Below are 25,657 nucleotides of genomic sequence, written 5' to 3'. Positions count from 1 at the left end.
ATCTTCCTTAATTTCGGTTACCAGCGGTAATCTTTATTGTGACTTTCCCAGTCTTTCACTTCACTTTCGGCCTGGTCTTTCGCATAGCCGTAACGTTCCTGAATTTTACCCACAAGCTGATCGCGTTTACCTTCGATGACCGTCATATCGTCATCCGTCAGCTTGCCCCACTTCTCTTTCATTTTCCCTTTAAACTGCTTCCAGTTACCGCTCGCTTCGTCTTTGTTCATCATAATCCTCCACATCATCCTGAGTGAGATGCGATGATCTCCTAATAAATCAGGAAATCACCCACACAACGCGCTACTCAATTGCGCTGTTTGAGATAATTATAGTAGCCAGATAGGATTACGCAAAAAATACAGAATAATCTGTAGGTTACGCTTCGCTTATTCAAACAGTGAACCAGCTGTCGTGACGCCAGTGACGTCGCCACATCCACCAGAGCGTCAAGCCGCGCAAGGCAAGAAACACCGTCACCGCCAGCCATAAGCCGTGATTACCGAGCCACGGGAGTGTCAGTAAGGCAAGCCCATAACCCACTGCCGCCATCACCATGCTGTTGCGCATTTCACGCCCACGCGTGGCGCCGATAAACATACCGTCCAGCAGATAACACCAGACACCGATCAGCGGCAGAATCACCTGCCAGCCAAGATAACGATCGGCCATCTCTCGCAGTGGCTCAAGCGAGGTGAGCAACGCCACAATTTGAGGGCCGGTTACCGCATAGATGGCGGCGAACGCCAGGGCAACGATACCGGCCTGACGGCAGGCAGCATGCCAAATCAGTAATAAGCGACTGCGATCTCGCGCTCCCACCGCTTCACCGGAGCAGGCCTCCACGGCATAGGCAAAACCATCCAGCGCATAGGCCGTAAACGTCAGGAACATCAGCAGTACGGCATTCACCGCAACAACATCTGGTCCTAAACGCGCGCCCAGCAAGGTGAGTGATGCGAAACAGATTTGCACCATAAGCGAACGCAGCATGATGTCGCGGTTGAGCCGGAACAGGCGTGCCGCATCACCACGCCAACTCTGTTTTAGCAGATTGAAAGAAATGCCACGCAACTTAAGCACACGTACCACCATCCATAACCCCACACCCAGCGTGACGTACTCTGCCACCGCCGTTGCCGCCGCCGCACCCGCAACGCCCCAGTGAAGCTTCAGCACAAACAGGAGATCGAGCAGGATATTCACCAGGTTACCGACAATGAGCAGCACCATCGGCGCTCGCGCATATTGCACGCCGAGCAACCAGCCTAAAATCACCAGATTGGCTAAGGTCGCCGGTGCGCTAAGCCAGCGAATGTTGATAAAAATTTGTGCCTGGTGCTGCACTTCCGGGCTGCCGCCCATTAATGAGGCTGCGACCAAACTGAAGGGCGCGCGCAGTAATAAAAACAGCACGCCCGCCACCAGGGCGATCAACAGAGGTTGCGTCAACGCCCGCGCCAGGGCGGTTTTATCGTTCGCGCCGAACGCCTGCGCAGTCAAACCCGTGGTGCTCATGCGCAGGAACAGCAACAACATAAAGATGAAACTGGTCGCCGTTGCACCTACCGCCACGCCACCGAGGTAAATGGGACTATCGAGATGGCCAATCACTGCCGTATCGACGACACCGAGCAGCGGAACGGTAATATTGGAGAGAATCATCGGCAGCGCCAGCCGCCACAATGCTTTATCTGAAGAGGAAAACAGCCGCATTCGCCCGTTCCATTGTTGCGCTGGCCAATCGGACCATTAACCGGCAATCAGCCTGAGGAGGAAAATCAGTGTATCAGACTGCGGTCAGTACAGTGACCAACCGCAGCGGGGGAATTCAACGAGAGATTAAAGCCATTCGCCGTTACGTACGATGCCCACAGCCAGACCTTCAACGGTCAGAGCCTGCTCACGGGTATCGACCACAATCGGCTGAAATTCGGTGTTTTCTGGCAGCAAATGCACAATAGCACCCTGCTTTTTCCAGCGCTTGACGGTCACTTCATCATCAATACGCGCCACCACAACCTGACCATTACGGACTTCCTGAGTTTTATGCACTGCAAGCAAGTCGCCATCCATAATCCCGATGTCTTTCATCGACATACCACTCACGCGCAGCAGGAAATCAGCGGTAGGTTTAAACAGATTGGCATCAACCTGATAGTGCGCTTCGATGTGCTCTTGCGCCAGCAGCGGCTCACCGGCGGCCACGCGACCGATCAGCGGTAACCCTTCGGAGACTTCTTCTTCCATTAGCAGGCGGATGCCGCGAGATGCGCCGGATACAATCTCGATGACGCCTTTACGCGCCAGTGCTTTCAGGTGTTCTTCCGCAGCATTGGGCGAGCGAAAACCCAGTTGCGCAGCAATTTCCGCACGCGTTGGCGGCATGCCGGTCTGGTTAATGTGGTCGCGAATCAGATCATAGACCTGTTGCTGCCTAGTGGTTAACGCTTTCATCCCGCCCCCTGGTTGTTTATACAGTCGCTGTGAGTATATACAGGTATTGGCGAAATGAAAACCAAAACAGAGGGAAAAATCAGCGGTTTGAAGATTCTGGAATACCTATCGCAAATGCGACCAGAGCAGCGCGATCCAGACAAACAGAGCCAGTAAAATAGCCAGCAATACCGCCGCTGAGCCCATATCTTTTGCTCGTCCGGCTAAAGGATGGCGCTCTTGCCCAATGCGATCCACTACCGCTTCGATGGCGCTATTCAGGATTTCAACGATGATCACCAGCACCACGGAGCCAATCATCAGCACACGGGAAATCGCATCAACATCCAGCCAGCAGGCCACCACAATCGCCACCAGTGCGGCAATGGCTTCCTGACGAAATGCGGCTTCATGTTGCCAGGCGGCGCGCAAGCCCTGCCAGGAATAACCGGCTGCATTCACTATTCTTTGAATACCGGTGACGTTATTTGCCATGCTTTGGAACCCTTGATGTGATTTGGCGTCAATATGTGGGCTGTCTGAGGTCGTGTAAGCCACAGATCTTCGTTGCACTTTCTGGTATGCTTGCCGCGCTTTGCTAACAAGAGGCTTTAAGTTGTCTATGTCAGGTTGGCGTAAACTTTATTACAAACTATTGAATTTACCACTCTCTTTTTTGGTAAAGAGTAAGGTCATTCCGACCGATCCTGTCTCAGAACACGGGATCGATCCGACGCGTCCAGTGATGTATGTTTTGCCTTATGATTCAAAGGCTGACCTGCTCACTCTCCGGGCGCAGTGCCTGAAACATGATCTGCCCGATCCGCTGGCTCCGCTGGAGATCGACGGCACGCTATTGCCGCGTCACGTGTTTATTCACGATGGCCCACGCGTATTCCCCTATTTCGTTGCCAATCCTGAGTCGGTGAAGCTATTCCACGACTACCTCGATTTGCACCGCAGTAATCCGGATCTCGACGTCCAGATGTTACCGGTTGCGGTCATGTTTGGTCGCGCGCCAGGACGTGAAATTCAGGGTGAAGATACGCCGCATCTGCGCATCCTTAATGGTGTAGAGAAATTCTTCGCCATTTTGTGGCACGGACGTGACAGCTTTGTGCGCTTCTCGCCAACCGTTTCCCTGCGCCAGATGGCGACGGAGCACGGCACCGATAAGTCGATTGCCCAGAAGCTGGCACGTGTGGCACGCATTCACTTCGCGCGTCAGCGTCTGGCTGCAGTCGGGCCACGTCTGCCCGCTCGTCAGGATCTGTTCAACAAGCTGTTGCAATCCAAAGCGATTGAAAAAGCGGTTGAAGATGAAGCGCGCAGCAAAAAAATCTCGCACGAGAAAGCCCAGCAGAATGCCGTTGAGATGATGGAAGAGGTCGCAGCGAACTTCTCGTATGAGGCCATTCGCGTCACAGACCGCGTGATGGGCTGGCTGTGGAGCCGTCTTTATCAGGGCATCAACGTCAACGGTGGCGAGCGTGTGCGTCAGCTGGCGCAAGATGGCCACGAAATTGTGTATGTGCCCTGCCATCGCAGTCACATGGACTATTTACTGCTCTCTTACGTGCTCTACCATCAGGGCCTTGTGCCGCCACACATCGCGGCCGGCATCAACCTGAACTTCTGGCCAGCAGGTCCGATTTTCCGTCGTCTGGGTGCTTTCTTTATCCGCCGTACCTTTAAGGGCAACAAACTCTATTCCACGGTGTTCCGTGAATACCTGGGCGAGTTGTTCAGCCGCGGATATTCAGTCGAGTATTTCGTTGAAGGCGGGCGCTCACGCACGGGCCGACTGCTGGATCCTAAAACCGGCACGCTGTCGATGACGTTGCAAGCCATGCTGCGTGGCGGTAGCCGCCCGATTACGTTCGTTCCAATCTACATCGGCTATGAACACGTCATGGAAGTGGGTACTTACGCCAAAGAGTTACGTGGTGCGGCCAAAGAGAAAGAAAGCTTCCTGCAGATGGTGCGTGGCTTACGTAAACTGCGCAATCTTGGTCAGGGCTACGTCAACTTCGGCGAACCCTTGCCGCTGATGAACTACCTGAACAAAAACGTGCCGGAATGGCGTGATGCGATCGATCCGATTGAGCCACTGCGTCCGGCATGGATGACGCCGACTGTGAATGACATCGCGGCACGTCTGATGGTGCGTATCAACGAAGCCGGTGCCGCCAATGCCATGAACCTGTGCGTCACCGCGTTGCTGGCTTCACGTCAGCGCTCTTTGACGCGTGAACAGTTGATTGAGCAACTGGAATGCTATACCCAGCTGCTGCGTAACGTGCCTTATTCGCCGGAAGCCACCGTGCCGGATATGACTGCCGAAGCGCTGCTTGATCACGCCATGGGCATGAATAAGTTCGAGACGGAAAAAGACAGCATTGGTGACATCATCATTCTGCCGCGCGAGCAGGCCGTCCTGATGACCTACTACCGCAACAACATCCACCATATGCTGGTCATGCCATCGCTGATTGCCGCTATTGTGCAGCAGCATCGTGAGATCAGTGAGGCGGAGTTGCTGCGTCAGGTAAGTCTGGTGTATCCGATGCTGAAGAGTGAGCTGTTCCTGCGCTGGGATAACGCAGAGCTGCCAGGCGTGCTGAATGCCCTCTGTGCTGAGATGGCGCGACAAGGCCTGATTACCGAGCATGATGGGCAGTTACGCATGAATCCAGTGCGTCACCGCTCGCTGCAATTGCTGGCTGCCGGTATCCGTGAAACGTTGCAGCGTTTTGCCATCACCTTCGCCATTCTGAGTGCCAAGCCGACGATCAACCGCGGCACGCTGGAGAAAGAGAGCCGCACGCTGGCACAGCGTTTGTCTGTGTTGCATGGCATTAACGCGCCAGAGTTCTTCGACAAAGCGGTATTTACCGCGCTGGTGCTGTCACTGCGTGATGAAGGCTACATCAGTGATTCAGGCGATGCCGATGCGGAACGCACCCACATTATGTGGCAGATGCTGGCAGAGCTGGTGACCGGTGATGTCCGTTTGACCATTGAAAGTGCGGTAGCTCACGAATAACGTCGGGCATAAAAAGCAGAAAGGCGACCCAACGGGTCGCCTTTTTTATCGCAGCAACCACTTAAAACAGGTCAATAAATGGCTGAGTATTGAGAAGTACGCCGATAAACAGCACCAGACCAACATAGTTATTATTCAGAAAGGCCTGGAAGCAAGGATCGCGTTCACGTTGAGCAATCAGCTTTTGTTGATACACAAAGAAGCCGCCCGCCACCAGCAGTGACCAGTAAAACGCACCGTTCAGATGCAACATCAGTCCGACTAACGCCATTAGCCCCAGCGTGGCCAGCTGCAATAAGCCGATGATCAACTTATCGAAACGACCGAACAGAATCGCCGTGGATTTCACGCCAATCTTCAGGTCATCATCACGATCAACCATCGCGTATTGCGTGTCGTAAGCCACCGTCCAGCAGATATTCGCGAAGAACACCAGCCAGCAAACAAGAGGTAAGGACTCACTAACTGCCGCCCAACCCATTGGAATCGCCCAGCCGAATGCCGCTCCCAATACCACCTGGGGTAAATGGGTGTAGCGCTTCATAAACGGATAGACCCATGCCAGTGCCAGGCCACCAAATGACAGCAAAATCGTCATACGGTTCATGGTCAGCACGAGCGCAAATGCCAGCAACCCGAGCACGACAAACAGGATTTTGGCCTCTTTCTCCGTCACCACGCCGCTCGCCAGCGGACGCGATGCGGTCCGTTTGACATGACCATCCACCTTACGGTCCGCATAATCATTGATCACGCAGCCCGCGGCACGCATCACAATGACGCCGAGCACAAATACCACCAGCACAGACAAAGGCGGCACCGCCATGCCTGATAACCACAGTGCCCACATTGTGGGCCACAGCAGCAACAGCGTGCCAATCGGTTTATCGATGCGCATCAGGCGCCGATAAGCCTGCCATTTGGTCATGGTTAAGGTTTTTTCCACAATCCTTTATCCTTGATTCAGCGCGCGGTACAACGGCGAGGCTGGTAAAAATAGTTCAGTTAGCAGCAGCGGTTTGCCTGATAAACGCAGGCGCGAGCGACGTCCCCACAGATCATCCACCTGACCGGGATCGATAAAATCGCGGCTCAGCGTCGAGGAGGCGAAAAGATAGCGCCCCAGCGGACGGGTGCCAAGATTTTGCAGCATCTGCTCCGGGCCATTCAACGTGCTTTCTGGCACCACGGTTCGCCCAATCAGCCAGGGTTCGCCATCGCCGCACAGCACGATTTCACGTAACCAAAAGCGCTCATCGGCGGGCAGGAATTCCGCTTCTGGCGCCATCTCGTCAGCGGTAATAAAGCTTTCGCGGATCAGTTCCACCGTCACCTGCTGGCAATGCTGCTCGAAACGACGCGTCATGGAGTCTTCCTCCAGCAACCAGTCAAGCAGAGGGGGTGAAAGCAAGGGGGAAGTGGCTGGCAGCCAATGCAGTGCGAGTAACTGGCGCAGCGCGTGATGCGACATCAGGACATCTCCGGAGAAAAAGTTGCCCTAGTTTAACGCAGAGAATCGGGCGTGGCACTGCTGGTTGTGCCACACCCGACAGAAGGGGGATTATTCGCGCTTTAAGCGATTGCTATTGGCTAACCACAGCGTGACCACCAAAATTAAAATCGCCGCTGAATAATAAAGCGTGTCGAACGGGTTTTTGTGGTCAACGATTATCAGACGAATGATTGCGGTGATGCCGATATAGATGAAATAACGCAGTGGAAAGTGATAGCCAGACTGGAAATACTTCACGATCAGCGCGATAAATTCAAAATAAAGAAAATAGATCACAATGCCTTCGATCAGCAGGTAGGACGACGCCTGCTCACCGGTGCTGAACAGCACATTGGCTAAATGGATTGTCTCTTTGCCAAGGAAGACCACCAGGATGACAGCCAGCGTCACCAAACCAATATTCAGAACCCATTGTAAAACTGAAGCAATAAGCTGCCCCATCGCTGATTTTGTTGTCATTTTTATGCGCCTCAAAGTACGGAAACTCTCTGAGACTATCATGCTGTAGTGTGATCGAAATCACAATATGCTACACATCAACATCCACACAGAGCGCGTCATAACGCCAGTATTCACAGTCACAGTCGATCACCCGTTTATGTTGATCGCGGTTGATGCGGGTAATCAGTAATCCGGGAGTGCCGCTGGCGACATTAAGTGCCGGTGCAGCGCGCGCCGGTAATGGGCCAGGAAGAATGGTAAAGCGTGCGCCGCCGTAACGAATGCCATAACGCTGATCGTAGAGGTCGGTGAGCGAGCGGGTTAGGTCTTCTTCCAGCAGGCCAGGAAAAAAGGCCGGATTGAGGTAATGCTCGACATACAACACCGCGCGGCCATCGATACGTCGCAGGCGGCGAATGCGAAATACGCTATCGCCTTCTAATAGCTGTAAGTGCCGCGCAATCACCAGCTGTGCCGGGACTTCCCGCGCCTCAATCACTTCAGTGAGGGCGATACGCCCTTGTTCGGCCGCCATGGCATGAAAGTGGCTGTGATGGGCCGGGTTATATACCAGCCTTGGCGGTGCGAGAAACCAGCCTCGACGCAATTCACGGTAAATAATGCCCTGCGCTTCCAGCAAGCCCAGCGCCTCACGCAAGGTAATGCGCGTGGTGGAATAGAATTCACTCAAACTGCGTTCTGCCGGTAAACGCCCGCTGGCAAATTCACCGTTTTCAATGCGTTCACTCAGCGCCGTAGCAATCACATCCACCGTTTTTGACGACATTTTTTAGCCTCATTTTGGGGCAATTCTGCACTATGACAGTTCGATGACTACAATATGACAGGCATATCCCACGCTTTCGCGCGCTGTATCCGCATGTGGAGCTGCGCGTCACACCACATTTCACCACCATGGTCATAAAACCTTCATCTGATCGGGCTACATTGGCTCGGTTCTTGCTGGACTAGACCAAGACGTCCCACAACTTACACCCGGAGCAATCGAGATGAAAGCGTTTATCTCCTCTGTAGTAGCCAGTGCCGTACTGCTTGCGCTGCCCGCCGCGCACGCCGCCGATAACGACCTTGCCGCGCTGGAAAAAGCCGCGCGTGCTGAGGGCCAGGTCAACAGCGTCGGTATGCCAGACAGCTGGGCGAACTGGAAAGACACATGGAATGACATCAACAGCAAATATGGCCTGAAGCATAGCGATACCGATATGTCATCGGCGCAGGAGCTGGCTAAATTTGATGCAGAGAAAGAGAACGCCAGCGCCGATATCGGTGATGTGGGCGCCGCGTTCGGTCCGGTCGCTGTGACCAAAGGTCTGGCACAACCGTACAAACCGACGCATTGGGATCAGATTCCGAGCTGGGCAAAAGATAGCGAAGGCAACTGGATGCTGGCTTACACCGGCACCATCGCCTTCCTGATCGACAAACAGCAGGTGAAAGATGCGCCACACAGCTGGGCCGATCTGAAGAAAGGTAAGTATGTGGTCACTATCGGTGATGTCGGCGTGGCTGCTCAGGCTGCTAACGGCGTTCTGGCCGCGAACTACGCATTGGGTGGTGATGAGAAGAACCTGAAGCCAGCGTTGAACTTCTTTGGCGAACTGGCCAAAGAGGGCCGTCTGGGCGTGACCGATCCGGTGATTGCCAACATCGAGAAAGGCGAAATTCAGGTTGCCGTGGTATGGGACTTCAACGGTCTGAATTACCGCGATCAGATCGACAAAAACCGCTATGAAGTGGTGATCCCGTCTGATGGCTCCGTGATTTCAGGCTATACCACCATTATCAACAAATACGCTAAGCACCCGAACGCCGCCAAACTGACGCGCGAATACATCCTGTCTGATGAAGGTCAGATCAACCTGGCGAAAGGTTATGCGCGTCCGATTCGTGCTGAACATTTGACCCTGCCAGCTGACGTACAGGCCAAACTGCTGCCGCAGTCTGAGTACAAAAATGCTCGCCCGATCAAAGATCAGGCTTCATGGGATAAGACGTCAAAAATGCTGCCGCGCCTGTGGCAAGAGAACGTGATTATCAATATGAAGCAGTAATTTGCACACACCCTGGCGGCGCGATGTCGCGCATCGATCTGTAGCGACAACGCTGCGCATCGATACGCAATACGTTGCGCCGCTATGCACAGTGCTCGCAATTTGAATGATGTAAGGAACGGGAATGAAGACAATCCTGGTGGTACTGGATGGCCTGAGCAATCAGGTGGCACAGCATGCGATGGGCTATCTGTTTGCCGAATGCAAACAGGGTAATGGCCAATACTACACGCTCACCTGCGAGCTGCCTTCGCTATCGCGTCCGCTATACGAGTGCATTCTGACCGGTATTCCGCCGGTAGAGAGCGGCATTATACATAACGGCGTCAATCGCCTGAGCAATCAGCGCAGCATCTTCCATTACGCCCGCGCCGCCGGTTTAACCACGGCCGCTGCCGCTTATCACTGGGTCAGTGAGCTGTATAACCAATCACCGTTCAACAATGCGCGTGATCGCCACACCGTCGCCCCCGATTTGCCGATCCAATATGGCCACTTTTACTGGGACGACAGTTATCCGGATTCCCACTTGTTTGAAGATGCGGAGAGCCTGCGTCTGAACCACGATCCGGACTTTTTACTGATTCACCCGATGAATATTGACGATGCCGGGCATAAACATGGCCTGTCATCGCCGCAATACCGCAACCGCGCACGAATGGCCGATGGCTATTTGTCACAGTGGATGCCCGGCTGGCTCGCCGCGGGCTATCAGGTGATCGTCACCGCCGACCACGGCATGAACGATGACCGTTCGCACGGCGGTATTTTACCGGAAGAGACGCAGGTGCCGCTGTTTGTGTTTGGTGCAGGCTTCTCACGTCAGCCCGATCTCGAACCGCAGCAGACCGAACTGTGCGGTATTGTCTGCACGCTGCTCGGCATTGAACACGACAAACCCGTGTGCCACGGTTTGCTGGCGGGGCCGCGTTAATGAAGGGCAAAACCCTCGCCACACTGTTACTGCTGCCGTTCGCCTTTTTCTGGGTCGCCTTCCAGCTCGCGCCGCTGTTGTGGATTGCCATTAACAGCTTCTGGAGCGACATGAACGAGCGCTGGGGTATCGATAACTATACCGATATCCTCACTTCGCCGTTTTATCTGCAGGCATTTCGCCTGTCGCTGGATATCTCCATCTGGTCGAGCATTTACGGCCTGCTGATTTCGCTGTTTGCCGGCTATTCCCTGCATCAGTTGGGCAGCGGTCGTTTTCAGCGCTTCCTGATGTCCTTCACCAACATGACCAGTAACTTCGCCGGCGTGCCGCTGGCGTTTGCCTTCGTGATTCTGCTGGGCATGAATGGTTGTCTGACGCTGCTGCTGCGCCACTTCGGCATGCTGGAAGGATTCAAACTGTTCTCGCGTGACGGCATGGTGCTGGTTTACACCTGGTTCCAGATCCCACTTGGCATTCTGCTGCTCTATCCGGCGTTTGATGGCTTACGCAAAGATTGGGAAGAGTCAGCCGCGCTGCTCGGTGCCAGCCGCTGGCGTTACTGGTGGCATATTGGTTTGCCCATCCTGTTCCCGGCGCTGTTAGGGACTTTCGTCATCCTGCTGGCCAATGCCCTGGGCGCTTACGCCACCATTTATGCGCTGACCACCGGTAACTTTAACGTGGTGCCAGTGCGAATTGCTGCGCTGGTGTCGGGCGATATCTCGCTCGATCCGAATACCGGCGGTGCGCTGGCAATGTTGCTGGTGTTCATTATGGCGCTGATTACCGTGGTGCAGCAGTATCTGGTGCGCCGCAGTTATCTCAACGCGAAATCACAGGAGTAGAACGTGTCTCGCGCGGAAAAAATTTATCATCGCCTGATTATCTGGCTGCTGCTGATCATCCTCGCCGCCCCGCTGCTGGCGACACTGCTGTACGGCATATCCACCGACTGGAGTTACACTATTCTGCCGCAGGGCTTCACACTTAAGTGGCTTATCGCACTGTGGAGCGATCCGCGTTTCCTGACGGCGCTCGGTCATTCGCTGCTGATTTGCTTTGGTGCGCTGTTGTTCTCGCTGGTGCTGGTGCTGCCTGCGATGTTTGTAATCGCTTACTATTATCCGAAGCTGGATGCGGTGATGAACGTGCTGATTCTGATGCCGTTTGCCGTACCGCCGGTGGTGTCATCCGTTGGCCTGCTGCAGCTTTACTCGTCATCACCGCTGATGATCACCGGCACGCCGTGGATTCTGGTCGGCTGTTATTTCACCATCGCGCTGCCGTTTATCTACCGCGCCATTGCCAACAATATGCAGGCGATCAACCTGAAAGAGCTGATCGATGCGTCTCATCTGCTGGGTGCCAGCACCTGGCAGGCAGCACTGTTTGTGGTGTTGCCCAACCTGCGCAAAGGCGTGTTTATCGCGGTGCTGCTCTCTTTCTCTTTCCTGATAGGTGAGTTTGTGTTCGCTAACCTGTTAGTCGGCACCCGCTATGAAACCTTGCAGGTGTATCTCTACAATATGCGTAACGGCAGCGGCCACTTTACCAGTGCGCTGGTGATCTCCTATTTTGCTGTCGTCCTGCTGGTCACCTGGCTGGCGAATGCCCTCAATCCTGAACGAGGCTGACCATGAGTTATCTGAACGTCACCCAGCTGAACAAAAGCTACGGCCCCACCAGCATCTTTGAAAATATCGATTTCAGCGCCGATGAAGGCGAGTTTGTCACCCTGCTCGGCCCGAGCGGTTGCGGCAAATCGACGCTGCTGCGCTGCATCGCCGGTTTGACCGATGTCGATAGCGGCAAAATTCTGCTGCAGGATCAGGATATCGTGCCGCTGCCACCGCAGAAACGTACCATCGGCATGGTGTTTCAGAGCTACGCACTGTTCCCCAACATGACGGTGGAGAAGAACGTGGCGTTTGGCCTGAAAATGCAGAAACTGCCAGGCGGCGATATTCAGAAACGCGTAATGGAAGCGCTGGCACTGGTCGAACTGACGGATTTTGCCCGCCGTTATCCGCACCAGCTTTCTGGCGGACAATGCCAGCGTGTTGCCTTAGCGCGCTCCCTGGTGACGCGCCCTCGTTTGCTGTTGCTGGATGAGCCGCTCTCCGCACTGGATGCGCGTATCCGCCGCCATCTGCGCGAACAGATCCGCAACATTCAGCAGGAGTTAAAGCTCACCACGATTTTCGTTACCCACGATCAGGAAGAGGCGCTGACGCTGTCGGATCGTATCGTGCTGATGAACCGTGGCAAGATCGTGCAAAACGGCAACGCTGAAGCACTCTACACGCAACCAGCCGACCTGTTTGCCGCCGGGTTTATCGGCAACTACAACCTGCTGAGTGCGGAGCAGGCAACGCAGCTCACCGGCCAGACATTCACGGGCCAGGTAGCGATCCGACCTGAGTCAATCCGCTTGAGTGCACCGCAGGATGGCATTCCGGCCACTATTCTCAGTCACAGCCTGCTGGGTAATGTCATTCGCTATCGCGTCGTGGCGAATAGCGTGGAGTTATCCGTCGATGTGCTGAACCGCAGCGTGGCAGATTTGCACCCATCTGGCATGCAAATTGGTCTACAGTTAGAAATGTCGACGTTGCGCCAGGTCGCTTAAATTTAACGAAAAATGGGCCACGCAACGCGGCAGCATTCAGCGTTAATGCAGCCTGTTCATCGTTGTCGAGGCGGCCTTTAGGCTGCCTGTGGTCGCGCTAAGGTGCGCCCGGCACTTCGGTACTGACCCACAGGCTTGCAGTTGGTGCAATGAAAGTCTGAGGATAAGGAACCGCCCGACGTGTTGACCCTGCTCAATCTATTATCTGCTGTGGCCCTGCTGGTGTGGGGCACGCACATTGTGCGCACCGGTATCATGCGCGTGTACGGCGCCGATTTGCGGCGGGTGCTCAGCCGCAGCGTGGAAAAGAAGCCAATGGCGTTTCTCGCCGGGATTGGCGTCACCGCGCTGGTGCAGAGCAGCAATGCCACCACCCTGCTCGTCACCTCGTTTGTCGCACAGAATCTGGTGAGCCTGACGCCTGCGCTGGTGGTGGTGCTCGGTGCCGATGTCGGTACCGCCATCATGGCGCGTATCCTGACCTTCGATCTCTCCTGGCTATCGCCGCTCTTCATCTTCTTTGGTGTGGTGTTCTTCCTCAGCCGTAAGCAGACGCGGGCCGGACAAATGGGGCGCGCCGCGATTGGTCTTGGATTGATTCTGCTGGCCTTGCAACTGATTGTCGCCGCCGCCAAACCCATCACTCAAGCGGCAGGTGTGCAGGTTTTATTCTCCACGCTGACTGGCGATGTCATGTTAGATGCACTGCTGGGTGCCGTATTCGCGATCATCAGCTACTCCAGTCTTGCTGCTGTACTGATCACCGCCACGCTCACGGCCACCGGGGTCATCTCGTTCAAAGTCGCGCTGTGCCTGGTGATTGGCGCCAATCTCGGCAGTGGTTTACTGGCGATGATCAATGCCAGCGGTTCCAATGCTGCAGGTAAACGCGTGGCACTCGGCAGCTTGCTGTTCAAATTGATCGGTAGCCTGGTTATTTTGCCTTTCGTCGATTTCATCGCTGATGTGCTCGATAAGTTGCCGGTGAATGACGAGGAGTTGGTGATCTTCTTCCACGTGTTTTACAACCTGCTTCGTTGTCTGGTGATGGTGCCATTTACCGGTCCCATGGCGAGCTTGTGCCGACGCATGATTGCCGATGACCCAGAAAACCAGGTTCACTTAAAGCCCAGGCATCTTGATAGCAGCGCACTGGATACGCCGGCATTGGCACTGGCGAACGCATCGCGGGAAACGCTCCGTATAGGCGATGTGGTTGAACAGATGATGGAGTCATTCAACAAAGTGGTTCACGGTGAGCTACGAGAAGAGCGTGTGGTGCGGCGGTTGGATGATGATGTTGACGTGCTGTATACCGCTATCAAACTCTATCTTGCACGCATGCCGAAAGAAGATTTGCCAGAAGAGGATTCACGTCGCTGGGCAGAGATTATTGAGATGGCGCTCAACCTGGAGCAAGCGGGCGATATCATCGAGCGCATGTGCGCAGATGTGGCCGATAAGTCATTGCAGGCCCGGCGCGCATTCTCCGCCGAAGGATTAGGAGAGTTAAATACTTTGCAGGAGCAGGTGCTGAATAATTTACGCCTGAGTCTGTCGGTATTTTTGTCTAAAGACCTCACCAGCGCCAAACGCCTGCGCCGTTCCAAACACCGCTTCCGCATCCTGATTCGCCGCTTCTCTCATGCACACGTTGAGCGCTTACATCAACAGAATGTGCAGAGCATCGAAACCAGTTCCCTGCATTTAGGGCTGCTGGGGGATATGAAGCGTCTGAACTCGCTATTCTGTGCAGTGGCGTATACGGTGCTGGATCAGCCGGATGATGAGCGGGATGAGGATTAACCAACAGCCTGGCATGACTGCGATGATCAACGGCTGCGGGATTCAGCCACATCGTCATACAGGCGCGACCAACCAGCGGTGCTATTCGGTCAGGTCGCCATCAATGGCAACCTGCCGTGCGGATAGGTAGATTTTATAGGGTGCGCATTGCGGCGCACCTGGAAAATCTTACGACAGCAAAGTGAACGCAATCATCCCGACAATGGCACCGGTGGTACCAAGAATGGTTTCCATCAGCGTCCAGGTTTTCAGCGTTTCACCTTCAGTGGCGCCCGTGAAACGGCCAAACAGCCAGAAACCGGCATCGTTGACGTGACTAATAATGATGGAGCCACCCCCGATGCAGATCGACAGCGCCGCCAGCTGCGCGCCGCTGTAGTGCAGCGGTTCAATCACCGGCATGACCAGGCCCACAGTCGTCAGACAGGCCACGGTCGCCGAGCCCTGAATCACACGGATCGCACCAGAGAGGATAAAGCACGCCAGCGCAATCGGCATCCCGGCGCCAGTGAGCGCATGGCCCAATACCGGACCGACGCCAGAATCCACCAGCACCTGCTTGAACACACCGCCCGCACCGATCACCAGCAGAATAATGCCGGCTGGTTGCAGTGCGCTGCCGCACACTTGCATCACCTTTTCTTTGTCCATCCCCTGGCGATAGGCCAGACCGTAAATCGCCACCAGACACGCCAGCAGAATCGCTGTAAACGGATGGCCGATAAACTCCAGCCACTCATAGAGACGTGAATCCGGTGTGGTGAAGCGCGCGCCAATGGTTTTCAAACCCACCAGCAGCAGCGGGAACAGGATCAGCGCCAGGCTGAAGCCAAACGATGGCAGTTTACCCTCTTCAATTTCAGGCTGATGGTCTTCTGGCGGCGCACTGAAGCTGACGTGACGGGCAATAAAGTTACCAAACAGCGGACCCGCAATCAGCATACCGGGAATCGCCGCACACAGGCCAAGCAGGATCATCCAGCCAAAATCAGCGTGCATCTGGGAAGCCAGCAGCATCGGGGCCGGTCCCGGCAGCAGAAACGCCGCTGAGGCCGCCACACCGGCAAACAGTGGAATGACCAACTTCACTAAGTTGCCATGGGTACGACGCGCCACGGCAAAAGCGATGCTAATCAGCAAGACCACCGCCACTTCAAAGAACAGCGGCAGCGCGCAGATCAATCCGGCAATCCCCATCGCGTAATGCGCCCGGTTTTCACCAAAGGCTTTCAGCATGCGGATAGCGATTTGATCGACTGCGCCGGTTTCATGCAGGATTTTGCCGAACATCGCGCCCAATGCCACCACGATGGCGAGAAATCCGAGCGTTCCGCCCATGCCTTTTTGCATGGTGTCAGCAATTTTATCCAGCGGCATGCCAGAGAACAGACCGGCACCAATTGAGACTAACATCAGGGCGACAAAGGCGTGCATACGCGCTTTCATCACCAAAAACAGCAGCAGCAGGACGGAGCCTGCTGCAGTTAACACCAGCGTTGCGGTACTCATCACTAACCCTTGTTGATTGCTTCCTCGATGGTCGCAACCGTGGCCGCAACGACTTCATCCAGTGAATGATTAATATCAACCACCAGTACATCGGGCTCGTCAGCCCCAGGCTCTTGCAAGGTCTCAAACTGCGTCACCAGCATCTGCGGCTTAAAGAAGTGACCTTTACGTGCTTTCAGACGCGATTCGATGGTTTCGAAATCGCCCTTCAGATAGATGAATTTCAGGTTTTGGTTGCCCTGCCGCAGGATATCGCGGTAGGACTTTTTCAGCGCCGAGCAGACGATAATCGAAATAGCCTGGGTGCGCTGCATGGCGAACGCGGCATCGTTTAGCGCCTGCAGCCACGGCTGGCGATCGTTATCATCCAGCGGATGACCGTCGGCCATTTTCATGATGTTGCTGCGCGGATGGAGGAAATCGCCATCCAGAAATGCCGTGCTCAACTGATGAGAAACCTGATTAGCGACGGCAGACTTTCCGCTGCCGGAAACGCCCATCAGGATAAAGACGTGGTGCGATGGAGATGGCGTGGTCATGGTTTTGCGCTCCGGCAGTTTGCCTGCCAATGTTACCGATAACAAATTTGATTATCATTGTCCGAGCCCACTGCGGGACTGGCAACCCTTGTTAGGTGGAAAAGCACGAAAGTGTGAACTGACTCAAATAATCGCCAAAATCAGATGCTGCCACCTTCAGCAATTTCAAACCCGACATCCAGCGGCTCGATCACGCTGCGATCACCACCGATACGCGCCAGCAGCATCGCGGCGGATTCACGTCCCATGCGCTCACGCGGCGTAAGCACTGTGGCCAGACGCGGCGTGACCACTTGCGTAATGTCGTGGCCATGAAATCCGGCAATCGCCATCTGTGCGGGGACATGTAAGCCCTGACGCTGACACTCAAACATCGCGCCGACCGCCAGGTCATCGTTGGTACAAAACAGGCTGTCGGTTTCGGGATAGCGTTTCTGCGCCTCACGCAGCAGCTGCGCGCCGGCACTGAAGGAGGAAGCATCTTCCATCATCACACTGTGCGGGGTGAGCCCGGCTTCACGCATCGCCTTTTCGTAGCCCTGCTGTTTTTGCAGGGTACGCTCATCAAGACGTGCGCCAAGGTAAACGGTGTGGCGGTGGCCTTTTTTCAGAATAGCATGCGTCATCTGGCGCGCCGCTTCGACGTTATCGAAGCCCACCGCCATATCAAGGCACGGCGTCACCGAATCCATCATCTCAATCACCGGAATGCCGGCCACTTCCAGCATGCGCAGCGTGCCGGGCGTGTGGGTGCGTTCGGTCAGGATCACGCCATCGATGTTCCAGCCCAGTAGCGAACGCAGCTGTAGCTCCTCTTTATCAGCGTTATAGCCAAAGTGCGCCACCAGCGTTTGATAACCGGCTTCATCCGTCACGGTTTCAATGCCGCGTAACACATCGGCGAACACCTGGTTGGTGAGCGAGGGCAACAGTACGCCGATAGCGCGACTGGTCGCATTAGAGAGCATATCGGGGGCACGATTGGGGATATAACCAAGTTCATCCAGTGCTACGGCGATCTTATCGCGCAGCGCCGCAGAGACCTGATCGGGGTTTCGCAGGTAGCGACTGACGGTCATTTTTGTGATGCCGACGCGATCGGCAACGTCCTGTAGTACCGGCCTTTTCTTCTTCATCGTATGCGCCTGAGGTCAGAGATAAGATGAGTCTATCATTTTTTTGTCAATTTCAGGCTTTGCGGAAAACCATGGATTCTCGCTCTGACTTTGTGCACATCGATACGCACCCGACGAAAAAGTGGGCAAAAAAATGCAAGGTCGCCATAGAGGGCAACCTTGCACGTTTTATTGACAAGCTGTTACACCGGCGGCAGATCAAACAGCAGAATCTCTGCATCGCTGTCAGCGTTGATGGTCAGCGCGCTTTCATCCCAGATCGCCAGCGCATCACTGGTACCGACCTGTTCGCCATTCACGCTCACCAGGCCTTTTACCACCTGAATCCACACACGACGACCCGCTTCAACAGTCACCGCGTCGGCTTCGCCCTTAGCAAACACCCAGCGCGACAGGGTCATGTCCTGGAACACTTTAAGTGATCCTTCACGCTCATCCGGTGACAGGACAAACTGGCGACCTTTCACATCCCCGAAACGGCGCTGCGCATAGCGTGGCTCAATGCCTTTGCGCTCTGGAATGATCCAAATCTGATACAGATGCAGCGGATCTTTGTCACTGGCGTTGTACTCTGAATGGCGCACGCCAGTACCGGCGCTCATGATCTGGAACTCACCTGCCGGGATCTGCTCTTTGTTGCCCATGCTGTCCTGATGCTCCACGGTGCCAGACAGCACATAGGTCAGGATCTCCATGTCTTTATGCGGATGAGTACCAAAACCCTGGCCACCATCAATCACGTCTTCGTTGATAACGCGCAACGCGGAGAAGCCCATAAAGTTGGCATCGTAATAGTCCGCGAAGGAAAAGGTGTGCCAGCTATCGAGCCAACCGTGATTGGCGTGGCCGCGTTGTTCTGCTTTACGTACGTAGATCATGTTCAATTCTCCTCAATGTTTTTTACAGTGTGTGCCTGAGGGAGATTGATTGATAGCTGAAAAACTTCACGCCTCTGTTCAAAAATGCTGAACGTTTTAAGGAGGATTGCACAGGAGAGATGAAGGAGGTAAATCGCAGGCAAAAAAAAAGCCAGCACCCGAGCTGGCTAAGAAACACTGGAAGCAATGTGAGCAATGTCGTGCTTACCCGGTAGTCAGGAGACGTTTCCGAGTCCGCATGACAATAATAATCATTATCATTCGCGTCTGTAAACCCCTTTTGAGAATTATTTTCGGTTGACGGTTCGCGAGAATTCCTTGATGTTAAAGGGGATTTTATTCACTTTGCACAAGGAGTCGCTTTATGAGTCAGATCGTCATTCGCCACGTAATCCCTGAAGATGCTGCGGCACTAACACGTCTCTATAGCCAACCGGAGACGCAGGCGAACACGTTACAGCTACCACATCAATCGCCAAAGCTATGGCAGGAGCGCCTTAGTAATACGCGTCCGGGTGTGCATATGCTAGTGGCAATGATTGACGATCAACTGGCTGGGCAAATCACGCTAGAAGTGCAATCTGTCGCACGACGTCGCCACGCCGCTACCTTTGGCATGGGCGTCGATCCCGCCTTTCACCGTCGCGGCGTAGGCTCGGCGCTCATGGCCGCGATGATTGACCTGTGCGACAACTGGCTACAGGTGACGCGTATTGAGCTGACGGTGTTTGCCGATAATCATAAAGCGATTGGGCTGTATCAGAAGTTTGGCTTTGAGATTGAAGGCACCGCGAAGCGTTTTGCGATGCGAGACGGTGAGATGATTGATACGCACTACATGGCGCGACTGAAATAACCGCTAATCAGTAGAAGCGCCCTCAAGCATATTAAAGCGCCACGACGGACAATAAGACTCGTCGCGGCGCCTTTTTATTCGAACTTAATACCCAGCACTCAAATCATCCACCGAACGCGGATCCGAAGCGCCATAACGCATGCCATCCGGCCCAATCATGATGCTCTGGGTGCTGCCCATCGCTGGCATCACTTTCACATGCTGACCTTTGGCTTCCAGCAAACGCAGCGTATCCGGGCTGAAGCCTTTCTCTACGCGCAACTGATCTGGCAACCACTGATGGTGGAAACGCGGCGCATTGGTCGCTTCCGCTACGTTCATACCAAAATCGATGCTGTTCACCACCATTTGCAGCACAGTGGTGATAATACGGCTGCCACCTGGGCTGCCCGTCACCAACCAGGTTTTGCCATCTTTGGCGATGATAGTCGGTGACATCGATGACAATGGACGTTTAGCCGGTTGCACGGCATTCGCCTCGCCGCCCACTAAACCATAAACGTTTGGTGTGCCCGGCTTAGCGGAGAAGTCATCCATTTCGTTGTTCATCAGGATACCGCTCTGTCCGGCGACAATGCCGCTACCGAAATAGGTGTTCAGCGTGTAGGTCACGGCGACCGCATTACCGTCTTTATCCACCACCGAGAAGTGCGTAGTCTGGTTGCTTTCGTACGGCTCAAGCTTACCCGGTTTGATTTCGCTGGAAGGACGCGCTTTGTTGACGTCAATCTGCTGCGCCAGGGTTTTGGCGTAGGCTTTGCTGGTCAATGCTTGCTGCGGCACTTTGACGAAATCCGGATCGCCCAGGTATTCCGAGCGGTCGGCATAAGCGTACTTCTCAGCTTCCGCCATCACCTGCATTGCATCAGCGCTGCCAAAGCCCCACTTCGCCAGATCGAAGTTCTCCAGGATGTTGAGGATCTGCACGATGTGAATCCCACCTGAAGACGGTGGCGGCATTGAGAACACTTCGTAGCCGCGATAGGTGCCGCTGACCGGTTTGCGCTCTACCGCACGATAGGCGGCCAAATCCGGTTTGCCAATCAATCCGCCATGCTGTGCCATTTCTCCGGCGATCTCATCGGCAATCTTGCCTTTGTAGAAGGCATCCGGCCCTTGTTGAGCAATGAGCTGCAGACTGTGCGCGAGGTTTTTCTGCACCAGACGCTCACCTTTTTGATACGGCTTGCCGTCTGCCTTGTAGAAAATCGCCCGGCTGTTGTCGTGATTGATCAACGTCTCTTTGCCGTAGGTCGCCAAATCGTCCGCCAGCGCATCGTTAACGATGATGCCCTCACGCGCCAGTTTAATCGCTGGAGCCAGCAGTTTACTCAGCGGCAGCGTACCGTATTTTTGTGCCGCCAGCGCAAAACCAGCAACCGTACCCGGCGTGCCCGAGGCTAAATGGGACGTGAGCGACAGTTTAGGGTCAGCATTACCCTGCTTATCGAGGAACATATCGCGTGAGGCACGCGCCGGCGCCATTTCACGAAAATCGATCGCCGTGGTGCGTCCCGATGCGGTTCGCAGCATCATAAAGCCACCACCGCCGAGATTACCGGCTTGTGGATGCGTGACGGCTAATGCGAAGCCCACTGCAACGGCCGCATCCACGGCATTACCGCCCTGCTTCAGAATATCGACGCCGACCTGGGTGGCCATCGCATCCACCGACGCCACCATACCGTGCTGCGCCTTCACCGGATGGAAGGTGTCACTGTCCACGCCGTATGACACCGGTGGCGCGCTGGCGGGTGCGGCAAATGCCCCCTGTACCACCGTAAAACTCATTAATAATGCCCAGCCAACCTGGCGCACACTGCCCTTTAGTCTCATTTGCGATCTTCCTTTGCGGTTATTTACATTTGTTATTTTTTGATGCAAGTGTTTGCAAACACGATAAAAAGCGTAGCAGTAAGCCAAATTCGGCGCACTCCTGGTTCAGGACTTTGTGACATCGCATAAACTTATGACAGCAGCCCTTGTTGCCATACTGATGACAACAGCACACAGCAGGCTGCATTAATGGAGGAAGACCATGAAAAAATGGCTAATCGTTATCGCTGCGTTGCTACCCTTAAGCAGCATGGCAAATATGCTGAACAGCACAAATGACCCGAATAAGCCTGGCTACAACCCGAGCCAGCAGCGCATGCAAACGCAGATGCAGGTTCAGCAACAGCAGCAGCAGCAAAAACTGCGTCAGGATCAGCAGCAGCAGAATCAGGAATTACAGCGGAAAATGCAGGAGCGAAGGGATAGCGCCCAGCAGCGCGTGATTCAGCAACAGCCGGGCCAGCAGCAAAACCAGAATTAGCGGAAGTCGGGACCGATAATGTCGATGCGGTCAGTACAGATGGCATCGACGCCCCAATTCAGCAGCTCGCGCGCCCGCGCGGGCTGATTGACTGTGTACACCAGAATGTGCAATCCGGCGGCTTTCAGCTGCGCGGTGCGTTCGGCATCCAGCAATTTATGATTGAGGTGGATAGAAACGCAGCCCAGTGCGCGGGTCAGCGCCAGCCAGTCCTCGTGCCACTCATCGAGGAGCAGTCCGCGTGGCAATTCAGGCGCCGCCTGCATCGCTGCTCCTAAGGCTTCATAAGAGAAGGAAGAGAGCAACGGCGCGGTTTGCCCCTGCCACAGTTCACGTGCGGCTAAAGCGACATCGCGTCCGGTTTCCACCTCTTTGCCAGTGGTCGGTTTGATCTCAATGTTCGCCATCATCTGATGCTGGCGACAGCGATCGGCCACGTCACGCAGCAGCGCCAGCGGCTCGCCTTCATACTCGCGGCTGTACCAACTGCCTGCATCCAGCTGCGATAACTTACTCCATGAGAGATCGCCCGCCACACCCCAGCCGTTGCTGGTGCGATCCAGCGTATCGTCATGCAACAGGAACACCTGTTTATCATCCGACAGCTTGGCATCAAACTCGATCATGGTATGACCGTACTGCGCGCCAACATCAATCGCCGCCAGGGTATTTTCCGGTGCCAGCTTACCGCCGCCGCGATGGGCGACGATCTGCGGGTATGGCCAATTTTCTACACTCATTCCAGACGCTTTCCATGGGTTGAATCGAAGAAGTGTAACGCATCTGGCGGCAGATGCAGCCACAAGGTGCTGCCGGATGCGGGACGCTCGCTGTGCGGCAAACGCACCACCAGACGGGTATTGCCGATGCGGCCGTGCGCGAGGTTATCCGCACCCAGCATCTCCAGCGTATCCACCACTAAAGGAATGCCACCCGCGGCTTGCGAGCTGAGCACCAGATGCTCAGGGCGAATACCCAACGTAAGGGGACGATTCGCCCACTTCGCTTTGCTTTCACCCAATGGCAGGCTATTAAGCGCATCGAGCGTAAAGCGCGTGCCGTCGCTGTTGATTTGGCCTGGCAGCAGGTTCATTGCGGGCGCACCGATAAACGATGCCACAAACTGGCTCGCCGGACGCTCATAAACTTCCACCGGGGTGCCCACTTGCTCGACCACCCCTTTGTTCATCACCATCACACGCTGGGCCAACGTCATCGCTTCCACCTGATCGTGTGTCACATACAGACTGGTGGTTTTCAGGCGGCGGTGCAGTTGTTGCAGTTCAAGACGCATCTGCACACGCAGACGCGCATCGAGGTTCGATAATGGCTCATCAAACAGGAATACCGCCGGTTCACGCACAATCGCACGGCCCATCGCCACACGCTGACGTTGACCGCCCGACAGCTCACGTGGACGACGAGCCAGCAGGTGATCCAGTTCCAGACTGCGCGCGGCTTCCATTACGCGTTGATCGATCTGCTCTTTGCCCATGCCGCGAATCTTCAGGCCATAGGCCATATTCTCGCCCACGGTCATATGTGGATAGAGCGCGTAGTTCTGGAACACCATGGCGATACCGCGATCTTTCGGTTCCATGTTAGTGACACGCTTATCGTCGATATAGATATCGCCCGAGGTCACACGTTCCAGGCCCGCGACCATGCGCAGCAGTGTCGATTTACCACAGCCCGAAGGGCCGACCATCACCATAAACTCGCCATCGTTGATGGTGATATTCAGCGGCTGAATGATCTGATTTTTGCCGTCATACGATTTGGTGACGGTCTGAAGGGTTACGCCTGCCATTTATTTATCACTCTCCACCAGGCCACGCACAAAGGCACGTTGCATCACGAGGACCACCACCACCGGTGGGATCAGGGTTAATAACATTGCCGCCATCACTTCGTTCCACTGCGTTGGCCCACCGCTGGTGTTGATCATACTTTTCACCCCGGCAACCGCCGTGCTCAGGCTCGGATCGTTAATGATCAACAGCGGCCATAAATACTGGTTCCAGCCGTAGATAAAGGTGATCACGAACAGTGCGGCAAGGTTGGTCTTTGACAGCGGTAAGACGATATCCCAGAAGAAGCGCATCGGGCTGGCACCATCAATACGCGCCGCTTCAATCAGCTCATCCGGCAGCGACATAAAGAACTGGCGGAACAGGAAAGTTGCGGTTGCCGAAGCCATTAGCGGCAGGGTTAAGCCACTGTAGCTGTCGAGCATGTTCAGGTTTGAAATCACTTCCACCGTGGGGAAGATACGCACTTCCACCGGCAGCATCAGGGTGATGAAGATCAGCCAGAAGAACAGTGAGCGCAACGGGAAGCGAAACCACACCAGTGCAAACGCGGAGAGCATCGATACCGCGATTTTGCCCACCGTGATGCCGAGCGCCATGATCAGGCTGTTGAGCATCATCATGCCAAAGGCCGGACCGCTACCGTTAACGCCTTGGGTCCAGATGCGTGAAATGTTGTCCCACAGATGCGTGCCGGGCACTAAGGTCATTGGCACCTGATACACCGCTTCATTATCCAGCGTCGCGGCGACTATCGCCACGTACAGCGGGAACAGAATGGTCAGGACACCGAGCACCAGCAGGGTATGGCTGAAGATATCCAGCCCGCGTCGATTCTCAATCATTGGTATTGCACCTTACGCTCGACAAAGCGGAATTGCAGGATCGTCAGTCCAATCACCAGCAGCATCAGCACCACCGACTGCGCGGCAGAGGATGAGAGATCCAAACCGGTAAAGCCTTCGCGATAAATTTTGTAGATCAGCGTGGTAGTGGCCTGCACCGGGCCACCGCCGGTCGCGGCATCGATCACCGGGAAAGTATCGAAGAAGGCATACACCAGATTGACCACCAGCAGGAAGAAACTCACCGGGGTGATCAGCGGCAGTGACAGATTGAAGAAGCGACGCACCGGTCCAGCCCCGTCAATCGCCGCCGCTTCCACCAGCGATTTGGGGATCGATTGCAGCGCGGCGAAGAAGAACAGGAAGTTGTAACTCATCTGCTGCCAGATGGACGCCAGTACAATCAGGAACATCGCCTGACCGCTGTTTTGTGCGTAGTTCCAGTTGTAACCGATCTGGTTCAGCAGATGGCTAAACAGGCCGAGGCCGGGATTGAACAGGAACATCCACAGCACGGCAGCGACCACCGGTGCCACGGCATAGGGCAGTAATAACAGGGTTTGATAGAGCTTTTTCAGCCGAACCACGTAATCAACCAACGCCGCCAGCAGCAGCGAAAAGGTCATGCCGCACACGGTGACCAGTGCGCTGAATTCAATGGTGGTCCAGAAAGAGTCGAGGTAATAGCTGTCGCTGAACAGGCGTTTAAAGTTATCCAGCCCAACAAAGGTGCTGGAAATACCAAAGGGATCGATGCTTTGCAGCGAATACCACAGCGCTTCACCGGCCGGCCACAGGAAGAAAATAGCGGTAATGACCAGCTGTGGTGCCACCAGCAAATAGGGCAAAAAACGGGAGCGAAAAACGGGGCGTGATGAGGACATAG

26 protein-coding genes are annotated in these 25,657 nt (G+C 54.9%); 9 read left to right on the top strand and 17 right to left on the bottom strand.

Translation table 11 applies throughout. From position 1 onward, the window contains the following. Positions 1-17: 17 nt before the first annotated feature. The 4 genes from VI01_RS15045 to VI01_RS15030 form a co-directional block, all read right to left on the bottom strand. Positions 18-230: a CsbD family protein gene (locus VI01_RS15045; RefSeq protein WP_034826959.1), complete on the bottom strand. Its 213-nt coding sequence runs from the start codon at positions 228-230 to the stop codon at positions 18-20. 163 nt (positions 231-393) lie between these two features. After that, positions 394-1,716: an MATE family efflux transporter DinF gene (gene dinF, locus VI01_RS15040; RefSeq protein ID WP_038643639.1), complete on the bottom strand. Its 1,323-nt coding sequence runs from the start codon at positions 1,714-1,716 to the stop codon at positions 394-396. A gap of 126 nt (positions 1,717-1,842) precedes the next feature. Then, a complete protein-coding gene (lexA, locus tag VI01_RS15035; protein ID WP_034826962.1) occupies positions 1,843-2,457 on the bottom strand; it encodes a transcriptional repressor LexA in 615 nt (204 codons plus the stop codon). 105 nt (positions 2,458-2,562) lie between these two features. Next, positions 2,563-2,931 carry a diacylglycerol kinase gene (locus VI01_RS15030; protein WP_038643641.1) on the bottom strand — a complete coding sequence of 123 codons (369 nt, stop codon included), beginning with the start codon at positions 2,929-2,931 and terminating at the stop codon, positions 2,563-2,565. Positions 2,932-3,058: 127 nt separating this feature from the next. Between VI01_RS15030 and plsB the strand changes: the two genes are divergently transcribed. After that, positions 3,059-5,482 (top strand): glycerol-3-phosphate 1-O-acyltransferase PlsB, encoded by a 2,424-nt coding sequence (plsB, locus tag VI01_RS15025; protein WP_045815783.1) that lies wholly within the window; start codon positions 3,059-3,061, stop codon positions 5,480-5,482. 61 nt (positions 5,483-5,543) lie between these two features. On the opposite strand, the gene ubiA is transcribed toward plsB, so the two are convergent. The 4 genes from ubiA to VI01_RS15005 all read right to left on the bottom strand — a co-directional run bounded on the left by ubiA (position 5,544) and on the right by VI01_RS15005 (position 8,223). After that, the gene (ubiA, locus tag VI01_RS15020; protein ID WP_197079598.1) at positions 5,544-6,410 is read right to left on the bottom strand and encodes a 4-hydroxybenzoate octaprenyltransferase; all 867 of its coding nucleotides are present in this window, start codon (positions 6,408-6,410) and stop codon (positions 5,544-5,546) included. A gap of 24 nt (positions 6,411-6,434) precedes the next feature. Continuing rightward, on the bottom strand, positions 6,435-6,953 hold the full coding sequence (ubiC, locus tag VI01_RS15015; protein ID WP_038643645.1) for a chorismate lyase: 519 nt from the start codon (positions 6,951-6,953) through the stop codon (positions 6,435-6,437). Between the two features lie 90 nt (positions 6,954-7,043). After that, entirely contained in the window at positions 7,044-7,454 is a 411-nt protein-coding gene (gene psiE, locus VI01_RS15010) for a phosphate-starvation-inducible protein PsiE (RefSeq protein ID WP_034826969.1), read from the bottom strand. A gap of 70 nt (positions 7,455-7,524) precedes the next feature. Then, on the bottom strand, positions 7,525-8,223 hold the full coding sequence (locus VI01_RS15005) for a UTRA domain-containing protein (RefSeq protein ID WP_038643648.1): 699 nt from the start codon (positions 8,221-8,223) through the stop codon (positions 7,525-7,527). 223 nt (positions 8,224-8,446) lie between these two features. Between VI01_RS15005 and VI01_RS15000 the strand changes: the two genes are divergently transcribed. The 6 genes from VI01_RS15000 to VI01_RS14975 all read left to right on the top strand — a co-directional run bounded on the left by VI01_RS15000 (position 8,447) and on the right by VI01_RS14975 (position 14,880). Beyond that, positions 8,447-9,508 (top strand): ABC transporter substrate-binding protein, encoded by a 1,062-nt coding sequence (locus tag VI01_RS15000; protein ID WP_045815782.1) that lies wholly within the window; start codon positions 8,447-8,449, stop codon positions 9,506-9,508. Positions 9,509-9,632: 124 nt separating this feature from the next. Beyond that, the gene (locus VI01_RS14995; RefSeq protein ID WP_045815781.1) at positions 9,633-10,442 is read left to right on the top strand and encodes an alkaline phosphatase family protein; all 810 of its coding nucleotides are present in this window, start codon (positions 9,633-9,635) and stop codon (positions 10,440-10,442) included. Further along, on the top strand, positions 10,442-11,290 hold the full coding sequence (locus VI01_RS14990) for an ABC transporter permease subunit (protein WP_038643654.1): 849 nt from the start codon (positions 10,442-10,444) through the stop codon (positions 11,288-11,290). Before VI01_RS14995 ends, VI01_RS14990 begins: the two co-directional genes overlap by 1 nt. 3 nt (positions 11,291-11,293) lie before the next feature. Then, complete coding sequence (locus VI01_RS14985) at positions 11,294-12,079, top strand: ABC transporter permease (protein WP_045815780.1); 786 nt, start codon at positions 11,294-11,296, stop codon at positions 12,077-12,079. Between the two features lie 2 nt (positions 12,080-12,081). After that, a complete protein-coding gene (locus tag VI01_RS14980) occupies positions 12,082-13,074 on the top strand; it encodes an ABC transporter ATP-binding protein (RefSeq protein ID WP_045815779.1) in 993 nt (330 codons plus the stop codon). A gap of 180 nt (positions 13,075-13,254) precedes the next feature. Next, positions 13,255-14,880 (top strand): Na/Pi cotransporter family protein, encoded by a 1,626-nt coding sequence (locus VI01_RS14975; protein WP_038643660.1) that lies wholly within the window; start codon positions 13,255-13,257, stop codon positions 14,878-14,880. Positions 14,881-15,048: 168 nt separating this feature from the next. On the opposite strand, the gene gntU is transcribed toward VI01_RS14975, so the two are convergent. The 4 genes from gntU to VI01_RS14955 all read right to left on the bottom strand — a co-directional run bounded on the left by gntU (position 15,049) and on the right by VI01_RS14955 (position 18,942). Further along, positions 15,049-16,389: a gluconate transporter gene (gntU, locus tag VI01_RS14970; RefSeq protein ID WP_038643662.1), complete on the bottom strand. Its 1,341-nt coding sequence runs from the start codon at positions 16,387-16,389 to the stop codon at positions 15,049-15,051. A gap of 2 nt (positions 16,390-16,391) precedes the next feature. Next, positions 16,392-16,928: a gluconokinase gene (gene gntK / locus VI01_RS14965; protein ID WP_038649722.1), complete on the bottom strand. Its 537-nt coding sequence runs from the start codon at positions 16,926-16,928 to the stop codon at positions 16,392-16,394. Between the two features lie 140 nt (positions 16,929-17,068). Continuing rightward, a complete protein-coding gene (gene gntR, locus VI01_RS14960) occupies positions 17,069-18,064 on the bottom strand; it encodes a gluconate operon transcriptional repressor GntR (RefSeq protein WP_038643664.1) in 996 nt (331 codons plus the stop codon). Between the two features lie 182 nt (positions 18,065-18,246). Further along, positions 18,247-18,942 (bottom strand): pirin family protein, encoded by a 696-nt coding sequence (locus VI01_RS14955; RefSeq protein ID WP_045815778.1) that lies wholly within the window; start codon positions 18,940-18,942, stop codon positions 18,247-18,249. 364 nt (positions 18,943-19,306) lie between these two features. Here VI01_RS14955 and VI01_RS14950 point away from each other — a divergent pair, with 364 nt between their 5' ends. After that, positions 19,307-19,798, top strand: coding sequence for a GNAT family N-acetyltransferase (locus VI01_RS14950; RefSeq protein WP_045815777.1), 492 nt, complete (start codon positions 19,307-19,309; stop codon positions 19,796-19,798). Between the two features lie 84 nt (positions 19,799-19,882). On the opposite strand, the gene ggt is transcribed toward VI01_RS14950, so the two are convergent. Next, the gene (ggt, locus tag VI01_RS14945) at positions 19,883-21,634 is read right to left on the bottom strand and encodes a gamma-glutamyltransferase (protein WP_045815776.1); all 1,752 of its coding nucleotides are present in this window, start codon (positions 21,632-21,634) and stop codon (positions 19,883-19,885) included. 202 nt (positions 21,635-21,836) lie between these two features. Between ggt and VI01_RS14940 the strand changes: the two genes are divergently transcribed. Beyond that, positions 21,837-22,115 carry a DUF2756 domain-containing protein gene (locus VI01_RS14940; protein WP_038643672.1) on the top strand — a complete coding sequence of 93 codons (279 nt, stop codon included), beginning with the start codon at positions 21,837-21,839 and terminating at the stop codon, positions 22,113-22,115. On the opposite strand, the gene ugpQ is transcribed toward VI01_RS14940, so the two are convergent. Genes ugpQ through ugpA form a run of 4 tightly spaced genes read right to left on the bottom strand, consistent with a single transcriptional unit; the run spans position 22,112 to position 25,655 of the window. Continuing rightward, the gene (gene ugpQ, locus VI01_RS14935; protein WP_045815775.1) at positions 22,112-22,855 is read right to left on the bottom strand and encodes a glycerophosphodiester phosphodiesterase; all 744 of its coding nucleotides are present in this window, start codon (positions 22,853-22,855) and stop codon (positions 22,112-22,114) included. The genes VI01_RS14940 and ugpQ overlap by 4 nt on opposite strands. Continuing rightward, positions 22,852-23,925 (bottom strand): sn-glycerol-3-phosphate import ATP-binding protein UgpC, encoded by a 1,074-nt coding sequence (locus VI01_RS14930; protein WP_045815774.1) that lies wholly within the window; start codon positions 23,923-23,925, stop codon positions 22,852-22,854. Before VI01_RS14930 ends, ugpQ begins: the two co-directional genes overlap by 4 nt. Next, positions 23,926-24,771, bottom strand: coding sequence for a sn-glycerol-3-phosphate ABC transporter permease UgpE (gene ugpE, locus VI01_RS14925; protein ID WP_038643678.1), 846 nt, complete (start codon positions 24,769-24,771; stop codon positions 23,926-23,928). Then, positions 24,768-25,655 (bottom strand): sn-glycerol-3-phosphate ABC transporter permease UgpA, encoded by an 888-nt coding sequence (gene ugpA / locus VI01_RS14920; RefSeq protein WP_034827026.1) that lies wholly within the window; start codon positions 25,653-25,655, stop codon positions 24,768-24,770. The genes ugpE and ugpA overlap by 4 nt, the downstream gene beginning before the upstream one ends. Between the last annotated feature and the right edge of the window lie 2 nt (positions 25,656-25,657).

This window comes from Pantoea sp. SM3, from assembly GCF_000963995.1.
Taxonomy (GTDB): Bacteria; Pseudomonadota; Gammaproteobacteria; order Enterobacterales; family Enterobacteriaceae; genus Pantoea; species Pantoea rwandensis_B.
The sequence above is the reverse complement of the archived record's forward strand: the minus strand, read 5'-3'. Positions and strand labels throughout refer to the sequence as shown.